Below are 16,321 nucleotides of genomic sequence, written 5' to 3'. Positions count from 1 at the left end.
CGGAAGGAGGCGGCGGATTGCCCTATAAAACCATTATGCCTTATTTACCCGAATCGACATCACAGGCTGTCAGTCCTCTTTTGAAAAGCGATCCGGCTATTGAAGAAATCCGGCTTCGAACCGGACAGAAAATTGAGCTGTCTGGACCGAAGCCGTACGTACTGTCTACCTTTTTTTCAGAACAAGAGCGCGCTGCTTTTGTCCATAAAATCACAAAGCACTCTGTTTATCGGCTTGAAGAACAGTTAAAGCGTGGGTATTTGACGATTGAAGGCGGGCATCGGATCGGTATTGCGGGACAAGCCGTCATTAAAGAAGGGGCAGTAGCTTCCATGACGAACTTGTCTTTTTTTAACATCCGGATTGCCAAAGAGAAAAAAGGAGCCGCTCTTCCACTTTTGCCGTCATTATTTCAAAATGGATGGAAAAGTGCATTGTTGATTGGACCCCCAAGGTCCGGCAAAACAACCTTGCTGCGGGATATTGCCCGTACGGCTGGCACAGGAGATGAAAAGCGTGGTATTCCGCCAATGAAAACATGCATTGTCGATGAACGCTCTGAAATCGCAGGCTGCTTGCATGGTGTTCCTCAACTTGACGTTGGCACGAGTACGGATGTACTTGATGCGTGCCCAAAATCAGAAGGAATGATGATGATGATCCGGTCGATGAGCCCAGATGTGCTTATAGTCGATGAAATTGGCCGTGCAGAAGATGCACAAGCACTTTCGGAAGCCTTGAACGCTGGCATTGCGGTCATCGCAACGGTTCATGCGCATTCTCTTAAAGAAGCACTGCGGCGGCCAGTCATTCGACACATTAAAGAGAGCGGTCTGTTTGATACGTATATTGAAGTAAACCGCGAGCATCATTTAACCATTTTAAAACGTGAAAGCCAAGTGATCGGATGAAATGGGCTGGAGCAGTTTTTATTATTATCGCTAGTTTGTTTATCGGCTGGTATAAATCAAACTCATATGGCGAACGCGTTCGTCAAATTCGCCAGTTTGAGACCGCCTTCATCATGCTTGAATCATCCATTATGTATGGGGCTGAGTCAATGGAAACAGCAGCACGCTCTATTTCAAAAGCAATTGAAAAACCAGCGAGCGCCGCGTTTGATCAATTTGCTGAAGCATTGTCTACATCTGAAGATAGCGCCGGCCAGCTTTGGACGAATATTCTAACGAAGCAGGCAAGTGGGCTGGCATTAAAAAAAAGGGATGTGCAAATTGTTGAGCAGGCAGGTTGTATGCTGGGCGCAGTCACTCAGTCTGCAGAAGCACGAAAGCTTCAATTGGTGTTAAAACAGCTTGAAAAGCAGCGTGAAGAAGCTGCTGCCGAAGAAAAGCGGCTTTCCGGAATGATCCGGTCGGTCAGTTTGCTCTTCGGCATGATGACAGCCATTTTGCTTTTATAGGGTGGGGCGAAACATGAATATGGACGTGGATTTATTGTTTAAAATTGCAGGTATTGGCATCATTGCCGCTTTTTTGCATACGATTTTAGAACAGCTTGGCAAGAAAGAATATGCCCAGTGGGTGACATTGTTCGGCTTTATATATATTTTATTTATGGCCGCGACAATTGTTGGACAGCTATTCGATAAAATTAAATCGGTTTTTTTATTTCAATGACAGGAGCGGTTTACCCATTGCGATTACTCATATTGCCGCTATCATACTCGTCGCTGTTTTTTTAGCCATTCTGCTCGATGAATTCAATCCGGGTTTTTCGCTGTTGTTTATTTTGTTTACGTGCAGCATTCTTTTTTACCAATTTGCTGATGAAATGGCCAAGCTTATCACGGCCGTTCGAAAAATGGCTGCGTATGCGGCTGTGGAGACACTTTATATTGAAACCGTCTTAAAAGCGGTTGGCGTTGCGTTTATTTCGGAATTCATTGCTAATATTGCGAAAGACGCGGGACAGCAGGCACTTGCTGCGAAGATGGAAATCGCAGGAAAAATCATCATTATGGCACTCATTCTGCCTATTTTGACCCTCTTGATTGAAACAGTTTTAAACATGCTTCCAGGGCGGTGATCCATGGAACACATATGGCAGCCAATAATCGAGCAAGCAGACTTATCAGCGCTTGAAAAACGATGGAGTGAGTTGAAGCAGCTGTATGGACCATTTATGCCGAGAAAAATGGAATTTGACGCAGAGCATCTGGATCTAGCCTCTTTGTTCTCGCTGGAGAGCTGGCTGTCCACTTTAAAATCTTATGTTTTTTTTGAAATCACTACGCATGCAGAAAGTCTCGCGATTATTTTTTTACTGTCGATTTTGGCTTCTGTGTTAAAAACAGTAGGACAAGCACTTGAAACACACACTGTAACCAAGACGGCAGAAGCGGCTGTGTTAATCCCGATCTTTATTTTAGCGATGAATACATTCCGGCTGGCAGTAGAATCTGTATCTGCAGCGGTTGAGCAAATGACGGTTTTTATGATGGCTTTCATGCCGGTTTTGATTGCTTTATTGACGATAAGCGGCGCTGTAGCGTCCGCTGCTTTGTTTCCGCCGCTGCTGCTTTTTATGATGAATGCATCCGGTATTTTAATTGACCAAATTATTTTGCCATGCCTCATTTTTTCCGTCGTCTTCAGCTTGGTCAGTCTGTTATCGGATCATTACAATGCAGACCGGATCGCATCGCTGCTTCGGACGGTCAGCTTGTCTCTTCTCAGCGCTTTCATGGCGGTTTTTCTAGCCATTTTAACGATGAGAGGCATGACAGCCGCTGCTGCAGATGGTTTAACAGTAAAAACGGCTAAATTTCTAAGCGGTACATTCGTGCCGGTTGTTGGGCGAATGATGGCGGATGCTGCTGATACAGCATCCGGAGCGGCATTGATGATCCACAACACAGCTGGCGCAGCAGGTATTGGCCTTTTGGGTTTGACTGCCTTGTTTCCAGTTGTCAAACTGGCGGTGCTTGTTATCTTGTATAAAGCCTCCGCTGCTGTGCTGCAGCCACTCGGTGACTCGGCTGCCGCATCTCTTCTCGAAATTATTGGGAAAACAATGTCATTTATGCTGGCGTCTCTTGCGCTTGTATCTTTTATGTACTTCCTGTTTATGGCGGCTGTTGTGTCAGCAGGAAATGCCGCTTATATGATGAGGTGAAACAATGCAGGCCATTTTTGACTGGCTGTCATCTGTTCTGGCGCTGCTTTTATGCGCTTCTGTGGTGGACATGCTCTTATCCGACTCACCGATGAAAAAATATGTAAGGCTGGCAGCGGGGCTCGTCATTATGGCAGCCCTCATTAATCCACTTTTTTCAGCCGACTGGTCGTTTTCCTTTTTCAATGAACAAAGCACGTCGTCTTTTCAACTGGAAACGAAGCAGCAGTTGAATCAATTATCAGATGTGTCTGAACTTGCTTCTAATACGTATGTAAATCAACAGCTTCATTCGGATGCGAAAATGGCTGCGGCCTCTTTTTCTTCCTGTGAAGTGCTCGACGTTGGGGCTGAAATGAATGGTGAAGATTTAAAAAACATTCAAGTGCTTGTGAAAGGGACCTGTCCAGAAGAGAAAATTCGAAATGTCTTAACAGAAAATTGGAATATTGAGGATCATCAGCTGAATATGGTGATGGAAAAGGAGGAACTGGGAGGTGGCTGACCGGCATTCGCTTCTAACAAGGTGGAAAAATGGAAAAGCGGATAAGCCGCTGAAGTGGGCGGCCATCATGCTTGGCGTCGGGATTGCTCTCATGGCTCTTAGTGATTTAAATGGATCTGAACCACCTGAGGAAACCGCCTCAGAGCCTGTTGCTGCTGCGGAAACCGATTTGAAAAAAAACTATGAATCAGAACTGACCCGTGTGCTTAATAAAATCGACGGCGTCTCAGATGTCTCAGTCATTGTCAATCTTGCTTCCTCGGAGCGAAGCGTCTATGAAAAAAATGTAGCTTCTTCAAAGGGGAGTGGCGAAAACACGACAGATGAACAAATGGCTGTTATTCGGAACGGAGATGTGGAAAGTCCGGTTATGACGGAAACGCGCAAGCCGGACATTCAAGGGGTATTAATTGTCGCCAAAGGTGTTGAGCGGGTCCAGGTGAAAAAGCGAATGGTAGAAGCAGTCACACGTGTGCTTGGTGTTCCAATGCACCGTGTAGCCGTCATGCCGGGAAAAACAGGAGGGAAAAACTAATGCCGAAAAAACAAACCGTTTGGCTGTTTACAATGGTCAGTTTAACTGCTGTGCTTGGTGTTTATTATGTGACCGGTCCTGAAAAATTACTGCCAGTATCAACACTTGAAGAAACCGTTCCTGAACCAACGGAAGATGTGGACGTGGCTGTTGAAGAAACGCCGGATGATGAAGTGTTTGAAATGATTCGTCTTGAAGCAGAAGAAGAACGCAGCCGCCAGAAAGAAGAATTAACGGCGAAGGTGGCGTCTGCTGATTTGTCGGCCGAAGAAAAAGATGAAGCATACACAACGATGCAGCAGCTGGATGAACAGGCTTCAAGCGAACGGATGCTAGAAACGGTTATTAAGTCAAAAGGATATGAGGATGCGCTCGTCCGAATGATGGAAGGCGAGATTCGAATTACCGTAAAAGCGGACAGCCATTCTACTGAGGAGGCCAATGAACTGATCCGGCTGGCAAAAGAAGAAATGGGCGATAAAATGCCTGTTTCAGTAGAATTTGAGCCATTTAAATAAAAAAAAGACCCGCTTTTTTACGAAGCGGGCTTGTTTCATTCATATTCTGTATTTGCTAATTGAAGAAAAAAAGATAAAATGAGAGAAGGAGCTTTTTTCGCTGGATGAAAACGGCTCATCTATTTATTTCCTAAAAGGGGTGTTGGGTACATGAAAGTGCAAGAAATTAGAGAGTTGATCAAGCTGGTCGACCAATCAGGGATTGAAGAATTTGTATTTGAGTCAGCGGGAAGCAAGCTGAAAATGAAAAAATCAACCGGAAAGACTACATATGCTGCAACACCGGAAGCACCGGCATCAAATGTTCAACATACTACACAGGCTGTGCAGGAGACGCCGAAAGCGCCAGCTATTCAAGAAGCACCGGTACCGGAAGCACCGAAGTCAGCAGCAGATGATTCAAGTTTACATAAAATCACTTCGCCAATGGTTGGTACATTTTACCAATCTCAGTCGCCAGACAAGGAAGCGTACGTAAAGCCTGGATCTAAAATCCAATCAGACTCCGTAGTCTGTATTGTTGAGGCAATGAAGCTTTTTAATGAAATCGAAGCAGAAGTAGACGGCGAAATTGTCGAAATCCTCGTGAAAGACGGCCAGCTCGTTGAATACGGCCAGCCGCTTTTCTTAGTCAAACCAGAATAAAGGAGAATTTGCCATGATTAAAAAAGTATTAATTGCCAATCGCGGCGAAATTGCAGTTCGGATTATTCGTGCCTGCAAAGAGCTTCAGATTGAAACGGTCGCTGTATTTTCAGAAGCAGACCGTGAAGCGCTTCACGTGCAGTTAGCAGACGAAGCATACTGCATTGGACCAACAGCTTCAAAAGACAGCTATTTAAATTTCACAAACATTGTCAGCGTTGCCAAATTAACAGAATCAGATGCCATTCATCCCGGCTATGGCTTTTTGGCGGAAAATGCAAGCTTTGCGGAATTGTGCCGTGAATGCAATATTATTTTTATCGGCCCATCACCCGAAGCGATTACACAAATGGGGACAAAAGATGTTGCGCGCGATACGATGGAAAAAGCAGGCGTGCCGATCGTTCCAGGATCGGATGGGATTATAAAGGATGTAGAACAAGGTTTGTCTATCGCTGCTCAGATTGGCTATCCGGTTATCATTAAAGCAACAGCAGGCGGCGGCGGAAAAGGTATCCGTGTCGCGCGTGATGAGACGGAGCTTGAAAAAGGTGTCAACATGACGCAGCAAGAAGCGGCGACGGCTTTTGGCAATCCAGGCGTATATCTTGAAAAGTTTATTGAAGATTTCCGCCACGTTGAAATTCAAGTGATGGCTGATACACATGGCAATGTCATTCACCTTGGCGAGAGGGACTGTACGATTCAGCGTCGCATGCAAAAGCTGCTTGAAGAAACACCATCACCGGCATTAACTGAAAAAATAAGAGCCGAAATGGGTGAAGCAGCCGTAAAAGCAGCCAAAGCAGTTGATTATACAGGGGCAGGCACGGTAGAATTCATTTATGATGTACATGCCGGCATGTATTATTTTATGGAAATGAACACGCGTATCCAAGTAGAGCATCCAGTAACTGAAATGGTTACGGGTGTTGATTTGATCAAAGAACAAATCCGCGTTGCTTCCGGCGAAGTACTGTCCGTTAAACAAGAAGATGTCACATTTGACGGCTGGGCGATTGAATGCCGGATTAATGCTGAAAATCCGGAGAAAAATTTCATGCCATCACCTGGAAGAGTAGAAGGATATCTTCCGCCGGGTGGATTTGGTGTCCGTATCGACTCTGCCGTTTATCCAGGGTACATGATTCCGCCATTTTATGATTCAATGGTCGCGAAATTAATCGTGCACGGAAAAACGAGGGAAGAGGCAATTGCGCGGATGAAGCGGGCGTTGTCAGAATTTGTGGTGGAAGGTGTTCACACAACCATTCCATTCCATCAAAAACTGCTTGAGCATGACGTATTTATTAGCGGGGATTTTAATACGAAATTTCTAGAAACGTACGATGTAATGAAAACTCAATCTTAATTCGGAGGTGCACAGCATGTCAGAACAGCAAGCTGTAAATCAGGTACTTGAAATGAGTAATGGAGAAGGCGGCCATGGCCGCATTGAAATTGCGCCTGAAGTGATTGAAGTCATTGCCGGCATTGCCGCATCAGAAGTCGACGGAGTGGAAAAAATGCGCGGCAGCTTTGCGGCGGGTGTTGTGGAACGTCTCGGCAAGAAAAACCATGGCAAAGGTGTCCGGGTTGAGTTAACCGAAGAAGGCATAAAAGTGGATGTGTATTGTGTTGTGAAATTTGGCGTCTCCATTCCTCGGGTCGCGAAGCTCGTGCAAGAAGGGATTCGTCAGACCCTTTTAAACATGACGGCACTAGAAGCAGACGAAGTAAACATTCATATTGTTGGGATTCAATTTGAAACGAAGCAGCCAGAACCTGAGTACCAGGATGAAGTGTAAAAGAAAAAGCGCTCCGGCATTGCCGGGGCGTTTTTCTCATTTTATCCAGACAAGCCCTTCTGCAGGCAAAAAGCGCCTCCGCTAGTGCTCATCTTATGCTTGTCGCCGATAAACAGGCGCCTTGCACTTTTCGATTGTTTTCGACAAGGGTTTTTTATGCTATGATCAAAAAGGCATTAAATATAAAGGAGCAATCGAATGAATAGACGCACGGCACGGGAAAAGGGCATACAGGCTCTTTATCAGATGGATTTAAGTGGAGCGGAGTCAGCGGAAGCGGTTGAGAACGTGTTAAACGGCGATGAAAGTGACAGCAGTTATTTGCAGGAAATTGTTGCCGGTGTGGAAACACATCGTGATGAAATTGATGCAATGATTAAAAATAATCTGGAAAAATGGTCATTTGACCGATTGGCAAAAGTTGACCGAAACATTTTGCGCCTCGCTGTATACGAAATGAACTATTCAGACGACGTTCCAGCTAAAGTGGCCATAAACGAAGCAATTGAACTGGCGAAGTATTTTAGTGATGAACGCGCTGGGAAATTTATTAATGGTGTTTTATCAAAAATCAATCAATTAATGGACTAAGTGAGGGGTTTTTTCATGACAGCAGCTATTATTGACGGAAAAGCAATTGCGAAAGACATTCGTGCAGAACTAAAAGAAGAAATTGATGCGCTGAAAGCATCCGGCACAACACCGGGGCTTGCGGTCGTGATCGTTGGGGACGACCCAGCTTCTCATACGTATGTAAACAGCAAAGAAAAAAGCAGCAAAGAAATCGGTATTCATTCAGAAGTTCACCGCTTTCCAGCTGATTGGACGGAAGAAGCGCTTTTGCAAAAAGTAGAGGAACTGAACAACGACGAAAACATTCACGGTATTCTTGTCCAGCTGCCGCTTCCGAAGCATATTTCTGAAGACAAAGTGATCGATGCGATTATTCCTGAAAAAGATGTTGACGGCTTCCATCCAGTGAACGTCGGAAAAATGGTGATTGGTAAAGATACGTTTTATTCATGTACGCCATATGGCATCATGAAAATGCTCGAGAAAGAGAATATTTCGCTTGAAGGCAAGCATGTTGTCGTTATTGGACGAAGCAACATTGTCGGCAAGCCGGCTGCATTGCTTTCATTAATGCATAACGCAACGGTCACGATTTGCCATTCCCGTACGAAAGACTTGCCGTCGATCACGCGTCAGGCAGATGTTGTTATTGCGGCAGTAGGCATTGCCAATTATGTAACAGCAGACCACTTAAAGCCGGGCGCAGTTGTTATTGATGTCGGGATTAACCGAAACGCAGAAGGCAAGCTGTGCGGCGATGTTGACTTTAACAGTGCGAAAGAAACAGCGGGTGCCATTACACCGGTGCCAGGTGGTGTTGGTCCGATGACCATTACAATGCTTCTTTACAACACAGTGAAATCAGCAAAAGCATCCGCAGCGAAATAAATTCATAGTAGATGAATGAAACTGTCTTTTCGATCGTGTTATAATCGGAAAGACAGTTTTTTTATGAATATAAAGCGCCTTGCGCATTTCTTGTGAAGAAAAAGGTGAACAGAGATGGAGCCAAATCAGCATTTGACCGTTAAAGCGTTAACGAAATACATAAAGAGAAAATTTGATGCGGACCCGCATTTGAAAAATATGGCCGTAAAAGGCGAGCTGTCCAACGTGAAGCACCATTCGAGCGGACATCTGTATTTCACGCTGAAAGATGACAGTGCGCGCATCATGGCAGTGATGTTTGCCGCTTCTGCAAAGTCGTTAACATTTCGTCCTGAAAACGGCATGGAAGTTATTTTGACGGGGGACGTGACCATATATGAATCAAGCGGTCAATATCAAATGTATGTAAAAACAATGCAGCAGGATGGGGCCGGTAATTTGTTTGCTGCATTTGAGCTGCTCAAAAAGAAACTTGAGCAGGAAGGGCTGTTTCGCACAGATGTCAAGCGCTCGATACCGGCTTATCCCTCTTCTATCGCTGTGGTAACTTCGCCAACCGGTGCAGCGATTCGGGACATTTTAACGACGATTAACCGTCGTTATCCTTCTGCTGAAGTGCTCATTTATCCGGCACTTGTCCAAGGAGACCGCGCGGCGGCATCGATTGTGAGCCAGCTTGAAAAAGCCAATGAAGATGGCCGTGCGGATATTGTGATTGCCGGGCGCGGCGGAGGTTCAATCGAAGAACTGTGGGCCTTTAATGAAGAAGCAGTCGCCCGGGCGATCCGTTCCTCAAAGATTCCGGTTATCTCTGCCGTTGGCCACGAAACCGATTTTACGATTGCTGATTTTGTTGCCGATTTACGGGCACCGACCCCAACAGCAGCAGCAGAAATGGCGGTTCCGCACATTGAAGAAGTATCGGAACGAATTAAGGCGAAAGAAAATCGCCTCATGCGGGCTGCTTCAGAAAAAATCCGTTCTTCAAGAAACCGGCATCAAGCCATTTTAAACGCCTACGTAATGCGTAACCCACAAGCGCTTTATAGACAGCAATTTGAGCGGGCGGACCGGCTGCAAGAACAGCTCATCCACCGTGCAAAATTATTGGTCGATCGAAAAAAAACAGCTGTGCAGCATGCATCGTTCCGTCTCTCAAGAATGGGTCCCGGCCCGCGTATTGAATTCGAAGCGGTACAGCTTGAAAAAATAAAAAAACGGCTGCACTGGCTGACCCAATCAGCTGTAAATGAAAAAAAATCAGCTTTTCAACAAAATATTGCCATGCTCGATGCCCTCAGTCCACTAAAAGTGATGGAAAGAGGGTACAGCCTTATATACAGTGATGACGAAATATTGATAAAAACAGTCCAAGATGTGGAAAAAGGAGACCGCATTCGTGTGCAGATGACTGACGGCACGATTCATGCACATGTCGACTTAATCGGGGGGAAGAAAGATGAAACTTGAAAATGTAAGCTTTGAACAGGCAATGGAGCAGCTGGAAAAAATCACTGCGCGTCTGGAAGAAGGGGACGTGCCCCTGGAAGAAGCGCTAGAAGAATATAAGCGCGGGATGGAATTGTCTGCTTTATGCCACAGCAAGCTGAAAAAAGCGGAAACAGAACTGGCTAAGCTGGTAACAAACGATGGAGATCAGCCATTTCGTTTGGATGGTGAGGACGAGTGACGGATTTAAAAAAATATATGGACGAAAAGCTGGAATTGTTCGAACCGTATATGCTTGAGTACGTTAACACATTACAGGCACCGGATGTGCTGAAAGAAGCGATGGCGTATTCATTAAAAGCGGGAGGAAAACGGATTAGACCGATGCTCCTATTTGCGGCGCTTGAAACGTATGGACAAAAAGCGGAACAAGGGTTTGATGTTGCCTGCGCACTTGAAATGATCCATACGTACTCGTTAATTCATGATGATTTGCCTGCAATGGATGACGACGATTTGCGACGTGGAAAGCCGACAAATCATAAAGTGTTTGGTGAAGCAACAGCCATTTTAGCAGGTGACGCGCTGTTGACGTATGCGTTTGAAATCATTGCCCGTTCCGATGTGTATTCACCGGAGCAGGCTGTTCAATTAATCCGCATGCTGTCCTTTGCGGCGGGTCCGGCTGGTATGGCAGGCGGGCAGGTTGCCGATATGGAAGGGGAACAAAAAATGCTTTCCCTTGCTGAACTTGAATATATTCATCATCAAAAAACAGGACGCTTGCTTGAATTTAGTGTCATGGCTGGTGCTCTTATTGGCGGTGCAGATAAGGCAGAAACAATGCTGCTTGAAACGTATGCGCGCCATATCGGGCTGGCTTTTCAAATCCGTGATGACATTTTAGATGTAGAAGGGACGGAAGAAGAAATCGGCAAGCCGGTCGGCAGTGACGAATCAAATGAAAAAAGTACATATCCGGTTTTATTGACCATGGACGGCGCGAAAGAAAAGCTATCTGAAGAGCTGCAAGGTGCTTTAAAAGCCATCGCTTTATTAAAAAGGCCGGCGCCTCTTTTAGAAGCATTTGCTGATTTAATTGCGAAACGCACATCGTAAAATGACGAAAATTGTTAGCGGCAATCGGCCTGTGCTATAATAGCGGTACATTTAACTAAAACTGAAACAGTCAGGAAAGTGAGCTGATCCACTTGGATCTATTATCCATTAAAGACCCGTCTTTTGTGAAAAAAATGAATGTGCATGAAATGGAGCAGCTAAGCTCGGAAATCCGCAGATTTCTCATTGAGAAACTATCTGTAACAGGCGGGCATATTGGCCCCAATCTTGGAGTTGTCGAGTTGACTGTTGCTCTCCATCACTGTTTTACAAGCCCAAAAGATAAATTTTTATTTGATGTCGGGCACCAATCCTATGTCCATAAAATTTTAACTGGCCGGGCGGATAGATTTGACACGCTGCGCCAGTATAAAGGACTGTGTGGATTTCCAAAAATGAATGAAAGCGAACACGACGTATGGGAGACTGGACACAGCTCGACGTCATTATCCGCTGCAATGGGCATGGCAATTGCCCGTGACTTGAAAAAATCAGACGACCATATTGTTCCGGTAATTGGAGACGGTGCGCTCACAGGCGGAATGGCACTGGAAGCACTCAATCATATCGGTCATGAAAAAACGAATATGATCGTCATTTTAAATGACAATGAAATGTCGATTGCCCCAAATGTTGGTGCGATGCATAACATGCTTGGAAGAATGAGAACAGGCGGTAAATATAATAAGCTGAAAGATGATTTAGAGCTTTTATTAAAGCGGATTCCGGCCGTGGGCGGTAAAGTAGCTTCAACAGCAGAACGGATGAAAGACAGCTTAAAGTATATGTTTGTTCCGGGCATGTTTTTTGAAGAATTCGGCTTTACGTATCTCGGTCCGATTGATGGACATAATTTTGCTGATTTAATCAAAAGCCTGGAGCAGGCGAAGCGGACAGAGGGACCGGTTCTTGTTCATGTTATTACGAAAAAAGGTAAAGGGTACAAGCCCGCTGAAACAGATATAGTCGGTTCTTGGCATGGCACAGGTCCATATAAAATGGACACGGGTGACATGATTAAAGCGAAAAATGAACCGCCCGCTTGGAGTGCAGTGGTCAGTGAGACGGTACGTGAAATTGCCCGGACTGATGAGCGTATCGTTGCCATTACACCAGCGATGCCGGTTGGTTCTAAATTGCTTGGATTTGCCAGTGAATTTCCTGAACGGATGTTTGACGTCGGCATCGCTGAACAGCATGCTGCAACAGTTGCTGCCGGACTTGCCACACAAGGCATGAAGCCGTTTCTAGCTATTTATTCGACATTTTTGCAGCGTGCTTATGACCAGGTCGTCCACGACATTTGCCGTCCGAATTTAAATGTGTTTATCGGTATTGACCGCTCCGGACTTGTTGGAGGAGATGGTGAAACGCACCAAGGCGTGTTCGATATTGCGTTTCTCCGCCACTTGCCCAATATGATTTTAATGATGCCCAAAGACGAAAATGAAGGGCGCCATATGGTCAACACCGCGATTCAATATGACGATGGTCCAATCGCAATGCGTTTTCCGCGGGGCAACGGGCTTGGTGTTGACATAGATCCTCAGCTTGGTGTTATTCCAATTGGTTCATGGGAAGTATTAAAAGAAGGAACAGATGCGGCTGTTTTAACGTTCGGTACAACTATTTCGATGGCGCTTGAAGCAGCAGAAGAGCTGGAAGCCCGCGGCATGAGTGTCAAAGTTGTAAATGCCCGTTTTATTAAGCCGCTTGATCACACGATGCTGAACGAACTATTTACCCAACACATACCGATTTTAACGATTGAAGAAGCCATACTTGAAGGCGGATTCGGCAGCGCGGTTCTTGAAGAAGCGCACGAATCAGGTCATCACGGTGTAGTCATTGACCGAATGGGGATTCCAGATCAGTTTATTGAACATGGCAGTGTGACAATGCTGCTTGAAGACATTCACTTAACGAGGGAAGAAGCGGTTCGTAAATTAACAGCTCTCGTTCGGGAAAAACAAGAGGAACGTGCATAACGATGGCTAAAAAGGAACGAATTGATGTACTTCTCGTTGAAAAAGGCTTAATTGAAACACGTGAAAAAGCAAAGCGTGCTGTAATGGCCGGGATTGTTTATTCCAACGAAGAGCGGATCGACAAGCCGGGAGAAAAAATTCCAGTTGATGCGCCGCTCGAGATAAAAGGAAAAACGATGCCGTATGTGAGCCGTGGCGGATTAAAGCTTGAAAAAGCGCTGCGTGTATTTGATCTTACAGTTCAGGATAAAATATTAATTGATATTGGTGCGTCAACGGGCGGATTCACTGATTGCGCGCTTCAAAATGGCGCGAAAATGTCCTATGCACTGGATGTTGGATATAATCAGCTGGCATGGAAGCTCCGCCAGGATGAGCGCGTTGTTGTTATGGAGCGGACTAATTTCCGATATGTGACGCCAGCGAATTTAGAGCGTGGCATGCCTGATTTTGCTGTAATCGATGTATCGTTTATTTCCCTATCACTTATTCTGCCGGTTTTAAAAACGCTTCTTGTTTCAGGAGCCGATGTCATGGCACTCATAAAGCCGCAGTTTGAAGCGGGACGTGACCAAGTCGGTAAAAAAGGGATTGTGCGTGATCGTGCGGTTCATCAGGCTGTCATTGAAAAAATTGTGCAGCTTGCATCTACACTTGGTTATGATGTGATGAATGTATCGCATTCACCTATTACGGGCGGTGATGGCAACATTGAATTTTTGCTGCATATTCGCTGGCCGGGTGAAGAAAACGGCGGGAACATCAAGCTGCCTGTTACATCAGAGCAGGCTGTGGCAGCAGCTCACGAAGAATTCAATCAAAAAAGCTAACCATCTTTGCTTAAAAAAGCGGCCGATTCCGTCTATATAAAATGGAAACGTGCCGCTTTTTCTATACTTTTCATTGCATATACAATATGATAATGTATAAACAAGTATAATTATACATTATGAGGTGAACGATATGAATAAAGGACAGCGACATATAAAAATTAGAGAAATGATTGCAAATAATGAAATTGAAACACAGGATGAGCTTGTCGATTTGCTGCGCGAATCTGGATACAATGTGACGCAAGCAACCATTTCACGTGATATTAAAGAACTCCATCTCGTGAAAGTGCCATTAATGGATGGGCGTTACAAATATAGCTTACCCGCCGATCAACGCTTTAATCCATTGCAAAAATTAAAACGATCGCTTGTAGACTGTTTTGTCAGCATCGACTCTGCTGGTCATTTTGTGGTCATGAAAACACTGCCGGGTAATGCGCAGGCAGTTGGGGCACTCATCGACAATTTAGACTGGGAAGAAATTATGGGAACGATTTGCGGCGATGATACGTGCCTGCTTATTTGCCGAGCACCGGAACATACAGAGGTCGTATCGACCCGCTTTTTAGAAATGCTTTAATAAGGATGTGACCGATTGTGCTTCAGGAATTATCAATTCGCCATTTTGCCATTATTGATTCGCTTGCCCTTTCATTTGAACGGGGATTGACCGTATTGACAGGTGAAACGGGTGCAGGGAAATCGATTATTATTGATGCACTCCAGCTGTTAACCGGTGGAAGGGGCTCAGGTGAATTTGTCCGCCATGGCGAAAAAAAAGCTGAGATTGAAGGGCTGTTTGCCATTCATAGCGATCACCCCTGTGCACCTGTCTGCCGAGAATTTGGCATCGATGTGGACGAGGAAGCGATCATTTTGCGCCGGGAAATTTCAGCAGCAGGCAAAAGTGTGTGCCGGGTAAATGGGAAATTGGTCACATTGTCTATTTTGCGGGAAATTGGCGCCCGGCTCATGGATATTCATGGACAGCACGAACACCAGGAATTGATGAACGCCGCAAGTCATATCCGGCTGCTTGATGATTTTGGCGGCGCACCGATTTTAAAAGCCAGAGGACAATATGAAGAAGTATACGGCCGCTACGCTTATTTGCAGTCCGAAATCCGCCGTTTAAGCGAAAATGACCAGCATTTGGCCCACAGGCTTGATTTAATTCAATTTCAGCTGAATGAAATTGAAAAAGCGGAATTGGTGTCTGGAGAAGAAGAAAAGCTTGAAGCGGAGCGCCAGCAGCTTGCGAACTTTGAGAAATTGTATGGTGCTTTATCAGAAGCGTACAATGCATTGTCAGGCGATGGAAGAGCATTAGACTGGCTTGGCTTGAGTGTAAATGGACTCGAATCTGCAGCAGATATTAATGAAGAGTATAAATCGCTTCATGAGTCAGCCGCGAATAGTTTTTATGTGCTTGAAGATACGGTTCGGGATGTAAGTTCTTTGCTGGATACACTTGAATTTAATCCGGAACGCCTCAATGAAATTCAAAGCCGCCTCAATGAAATCAGCCAGCTAAAGCGCAAATATGGAGCAACGATTGATGAAATTTTGCAATACGGTGAGTCGATTGCCGAAGAAATTGATCAGCTCACACATCGTGATACACATGTCAATCGGCTTCAGAAAGAATTAGCAGAAGCAGAAGCCGACGTGGAAGTGGAAGGGAAAAAGCTGTCTGTTCTTCGCCGTAAAGCGGCAGCCCAGCTTGAAGAAGCGATTCACCGTGAATTAAAAGAGCTTTATATGGAAAAGACAGTCTTCAATGTGTATGTTAAAAATGAATCAGGGCAGTTTAAAAAAGACGGCTTGGACCAAATTGAGTTTTATATGACAACAAATCCAGGTGAACCCTTAAAGCCGCTTGTGAAAATTGCATCCGGCGGTGAAATGTCACGGGTCATGCTGGCAATGAAAACGATTTTTTCACGTCATCAAGGTATGACGTCGATTATTTTTGATGAAGTTGATACAGGTGTCAGCGGACGGGTTGCTCAGGCAATTGGTGAAAAAATTTATAAAATTGCCGTCCACTCGCAAGTAATGTGTATTTCTCATTTGCCACAGGTAGCTGCCATGGCGGATACACATTTATACATTCAAAAAAATCTTGAAGGCGCACGGACAAGTACAACTGTGTCTCCTCTTAGCGAAGAAGAAAAAGCGGCAGAAATTGGCCGAATGATTTCCGGTGCAGAAATGACGGATTTGACAAAAGAGCATGCCAGAGAGCTGCTATCCTTATCAGCAAAAATTAAACATGCGGCTGTTTGAAATGCCATCCATCTAGCCCCCTAATTACCGTTATAA

20 protein-coding genes are annotated in these 16,321 nt (G+C 45.1%); all 20 read left to right on the top strand.

The window, feature by feature from the left end:
* The first annotated feature begins 17 nt into the window (after positions 1-17).
* The 20 genes from spoIIIAA to recN all read left to right on the top strand — a co-directional run bounded on the left by spoIIIAA (position 18) and on the right by recN (position 16,285).
* A complete protein-coding gene (gene spoIIIAA / locus NLX67_RS12995) occupies positions 18-911 on the top strand; it encodes a stage III sporulation protein AA (protein ID WP_082091555.1) in 894 nt (297 codons plus the stop codon).
* Entirely contained in the window at positions 908-1,420 is a 513-nt protein-coding gene (locus NLX67_RS12990; RefSeq protein WP_052728517.1) for a hypothetical protein, read from the top strand. Before spoIIIAA ends, NLX67_RS12990 begins: the two co-directional genes overlap by 4 nt.
* A 13-nt stretch (positions 1,421-1,433) precedes the next feature.
* Positions 1,434-1,637, top strand: a complete 204-nt coding sequence (gene spoIIIAC, locus NLX67_RS12985; RefSeq protein ID WP_046180415.1) for a stage III sporulation protein AC — start codon at positions 1,434-1,436, stop codon at positions 1,635-1,637.
* Positions 1,588-2,046, top strand: a complete 459-nt coding sequence (locus NLX67_RS12980; protein WP_254312011.1) for a SpoIIIAC/SpoIIIAD family protein — start codon at positions 1,588-1,590, stop codon at positions 2,044-2,046. Before spoIIIAC ends, NLX67_RS12980 begins: the two co-directional genes overlap by 50 nt.
* Before the next feature lie 3 nt (positions 2,047-2,049).
* Entirely contained in the window at positions 2,050-3,135 is a 1,086-nt protein-coding gene (gene spoIIIAE, locus NLX67_RS12975; RefSeq protein WP_254312010.1) for a stage III sporulation protein AE, read from the top strand.
* 4 nt (positions 3,136-3,139) lie between these two features.
* Positions 3,140-3,640 (top strand): stage III sporulation protein AF, encoded by a 501-nt coding sequence (locus tag NLX67_RS12970; RefSeq protein ID WP_046180417.1) that lies wholly within the window; start codon positions 3,140-3,142, stop codon positions 3,638-3,640.
* Positions 3,633-4,175, top strand: a complete 543-nt coding sequence (locus tag NLX67_RS12965) for a stage III sporulation protein AG (protein WP_254312009.1) — start codon at positions 3,633-3,635, stop codon at positions 4,173-4,175. The genes NLX67_RS12970 and NLX67_RS12965 overlap by 8 nt, the downstream gene beginning before the upstream one ends.
* Positions 4,175-4,693 carry a SpoIIIAH-like family protein gene (locus NLX67_RS12960; RefSeq protein WP_254312008.1) on the top strand — a complete coding sequence of 173 codons (519 nt, stop codon included), beginning with the start codon at positions 4,175-4,177 and terminating at the stop codon, positions 4,691-4,693. Before NLX67_RS12965 ends, NLX67_RS12960 begins: the two co-directional genes overlap by 1 nt.
* A gap of 150 nt (positions 4,694-4,843) precedes the next feature.
* Positions 4,844-5,338 carry an acetyl-CoA carboxylase biotin carboxyl carrier protein gene (accB, locus tag NLX67_RS12955; protein WP_046180420.1) on the top strand — a complete coding sequence of 165 codons (495 nt, stop codon included), beginning with the start codon at positions 4,844-4,846 and terminating at the stop codon, positions 5,336-5,338.
* A 13-nt stretch (positions 5,339-5,351) separates the two neighbouring features.
* Positions 5,352-6,710 carry an acetyl-CoA carboxylase biotin carboxylase subunit gene (accC, locus tag NLX67_RS12950; protein WP_254312007.1) on the top strand — a complete coding sequence of 453 codons (1,359 nt, stop codon included), beginning with the start codon at positions 5,352-5,354 and terminating at the stop codon, positions 6,708-6,710.
* Positions 6,711-6,726: 16 nt separating this feature from the next.
* Positions 6,727-7,146, top strand: a complete 420-nt coding sequence (locus NLX67_RS12945) for an Asp23/Gls24 family envelope stress response protein (RefSeq protein WP_046180422.1) — start codon at positions 6,727-6,729, stop codon at positions 7,144-7,146.
* Between the two features lie 198 nt (positions 7,147-7,344).
* Positions 7,345-7,737, top strand: a complete 393-nt coding sequence (nusB, locus tag NLX67_RS12940) for a transcription antitermination factor NusB (RefSeq protein WP_046180423.1) — start codon at positions 7,345-7,347, stop codon at positions 7,735-7,737.
* A 15-nt stretch (positions 7,738-7,752) separates the two neighbouring features.
* A complete protein-coding gene (gene folD / locus NLX67_RS12935; protein ID WP_254312006.1) occupies positions 7,753-8,607 on the top strand; it encodes a bifunctional methylenetetrahydrofolate dehydrogenase/methenyltetrahydrofolate cyclohydrolase FolD in 855 nt (284 codons plus the stop codon).
* A 114-nt stretch (positions 8,608-8,721) separates the two neighbouring features.
* Positions 8,722-10,077, top strand: coding sequence for an exodeoxyribonuclease VII large subunit (gene xseA, locus NLX67_RS12930; RefSeq protein ID WP_046180425.1), 1,356 nt, complete (start codon positions 8,722-8,724; stop codon positions 10,075-10,077).
* Positions 10,067-10,297 carry an exodeoxyribonuclease VII small subunit gene (gene xseB, locus NLX67_RS12925; protein ID WP_254312005.1) on the top strand — a complete coding sequence of 77 codons (231 nt, stop codon included), beginning with the start codon at positions 10,067-10,069 and terminating at the stop codon, positions 10,295-10,297. The genes xseA and xseB overlap by 11 nt, the downstream gene beginning before the upstream one ends.
* A 17-nt stretch (positions 10,298-10,314) precedes the next feature.
* Positions 10,315-11,175 (top strand): polyprenyl synthetase family protein, encoded by an 861-nt coding sequence (locus NLX67_RS12920; protein WP_254312033.1) that lies wholly within the window; start codon positions 10,315-10,317, stop codon positions 11,173-11,175.
* A gap of 92 nt (positions 11,176-11,267) precedes the next feature.
* On the top strand, positions 11,268-13,163 hold the full coding sequence (gene dxs / locus NLX67_RS12915) for a 1-deoxy-D-xylulose-5-phosphate synthase (protein ID WP_046180427.1): 1,896 nt from the start codon (positions 11,268-11,270) through the stop codon (positions 13,161-13,163).
* A gap of 2 nt (positions 13,164-13,165) precedes the next feature.
* On the top strand, positions 13,166-13,993 hold the full coding sequence (locus NLX67_RS12910; RefSeq protein ID WP_046180428.1) for a TlyA family RNA methyltransferase: 828 nt from the start codon (positions 13,166-13,168) through the stop codon (positions 13,991-13,993).
* A 133-nt stretch (positions 13,994-14,126) separates the two neighbouring features.
* Entirely contained in the window at positions 14,127-14,576 is a 450-nt protein-coding gene (gene ahrC, locus NLX67_RS12905; protein WP_046180429.1) for a transcriptional regulator AhrC/ArgR, read from the top strand.
* 17 nt (positions 14,577-14,593) lie between these two features.
* Positions 14,594-16,285 carry a DNA repair protein RecN gene (gene recN / locus NLX67_RS12900; protein ID WP_254312004.1) on the top strand — a complete coding sequence of 564 codons (1,692 nt, stop codon included), beginning with the start codon at positions 14,594-14,596 and terminating at the stop codon, positions 16,283-16,285.
* Positions 16,286-16,321 lie beyond the last annotated feature (36 nt).

Origin of the sequence: Domibacillus sp. A3M-37 (assembly GCF_024213455.1) — a bacterium.
Classification (GTDB): domain Bacteria; phylum Bacillota; class Bacilli; order Bacillales; family Domibacillaceae; genus Domibacillus; species Domibacillus tundrae.
This window is presented reverse-complemented; position numbering and strand designations above follow the sequence as displayed.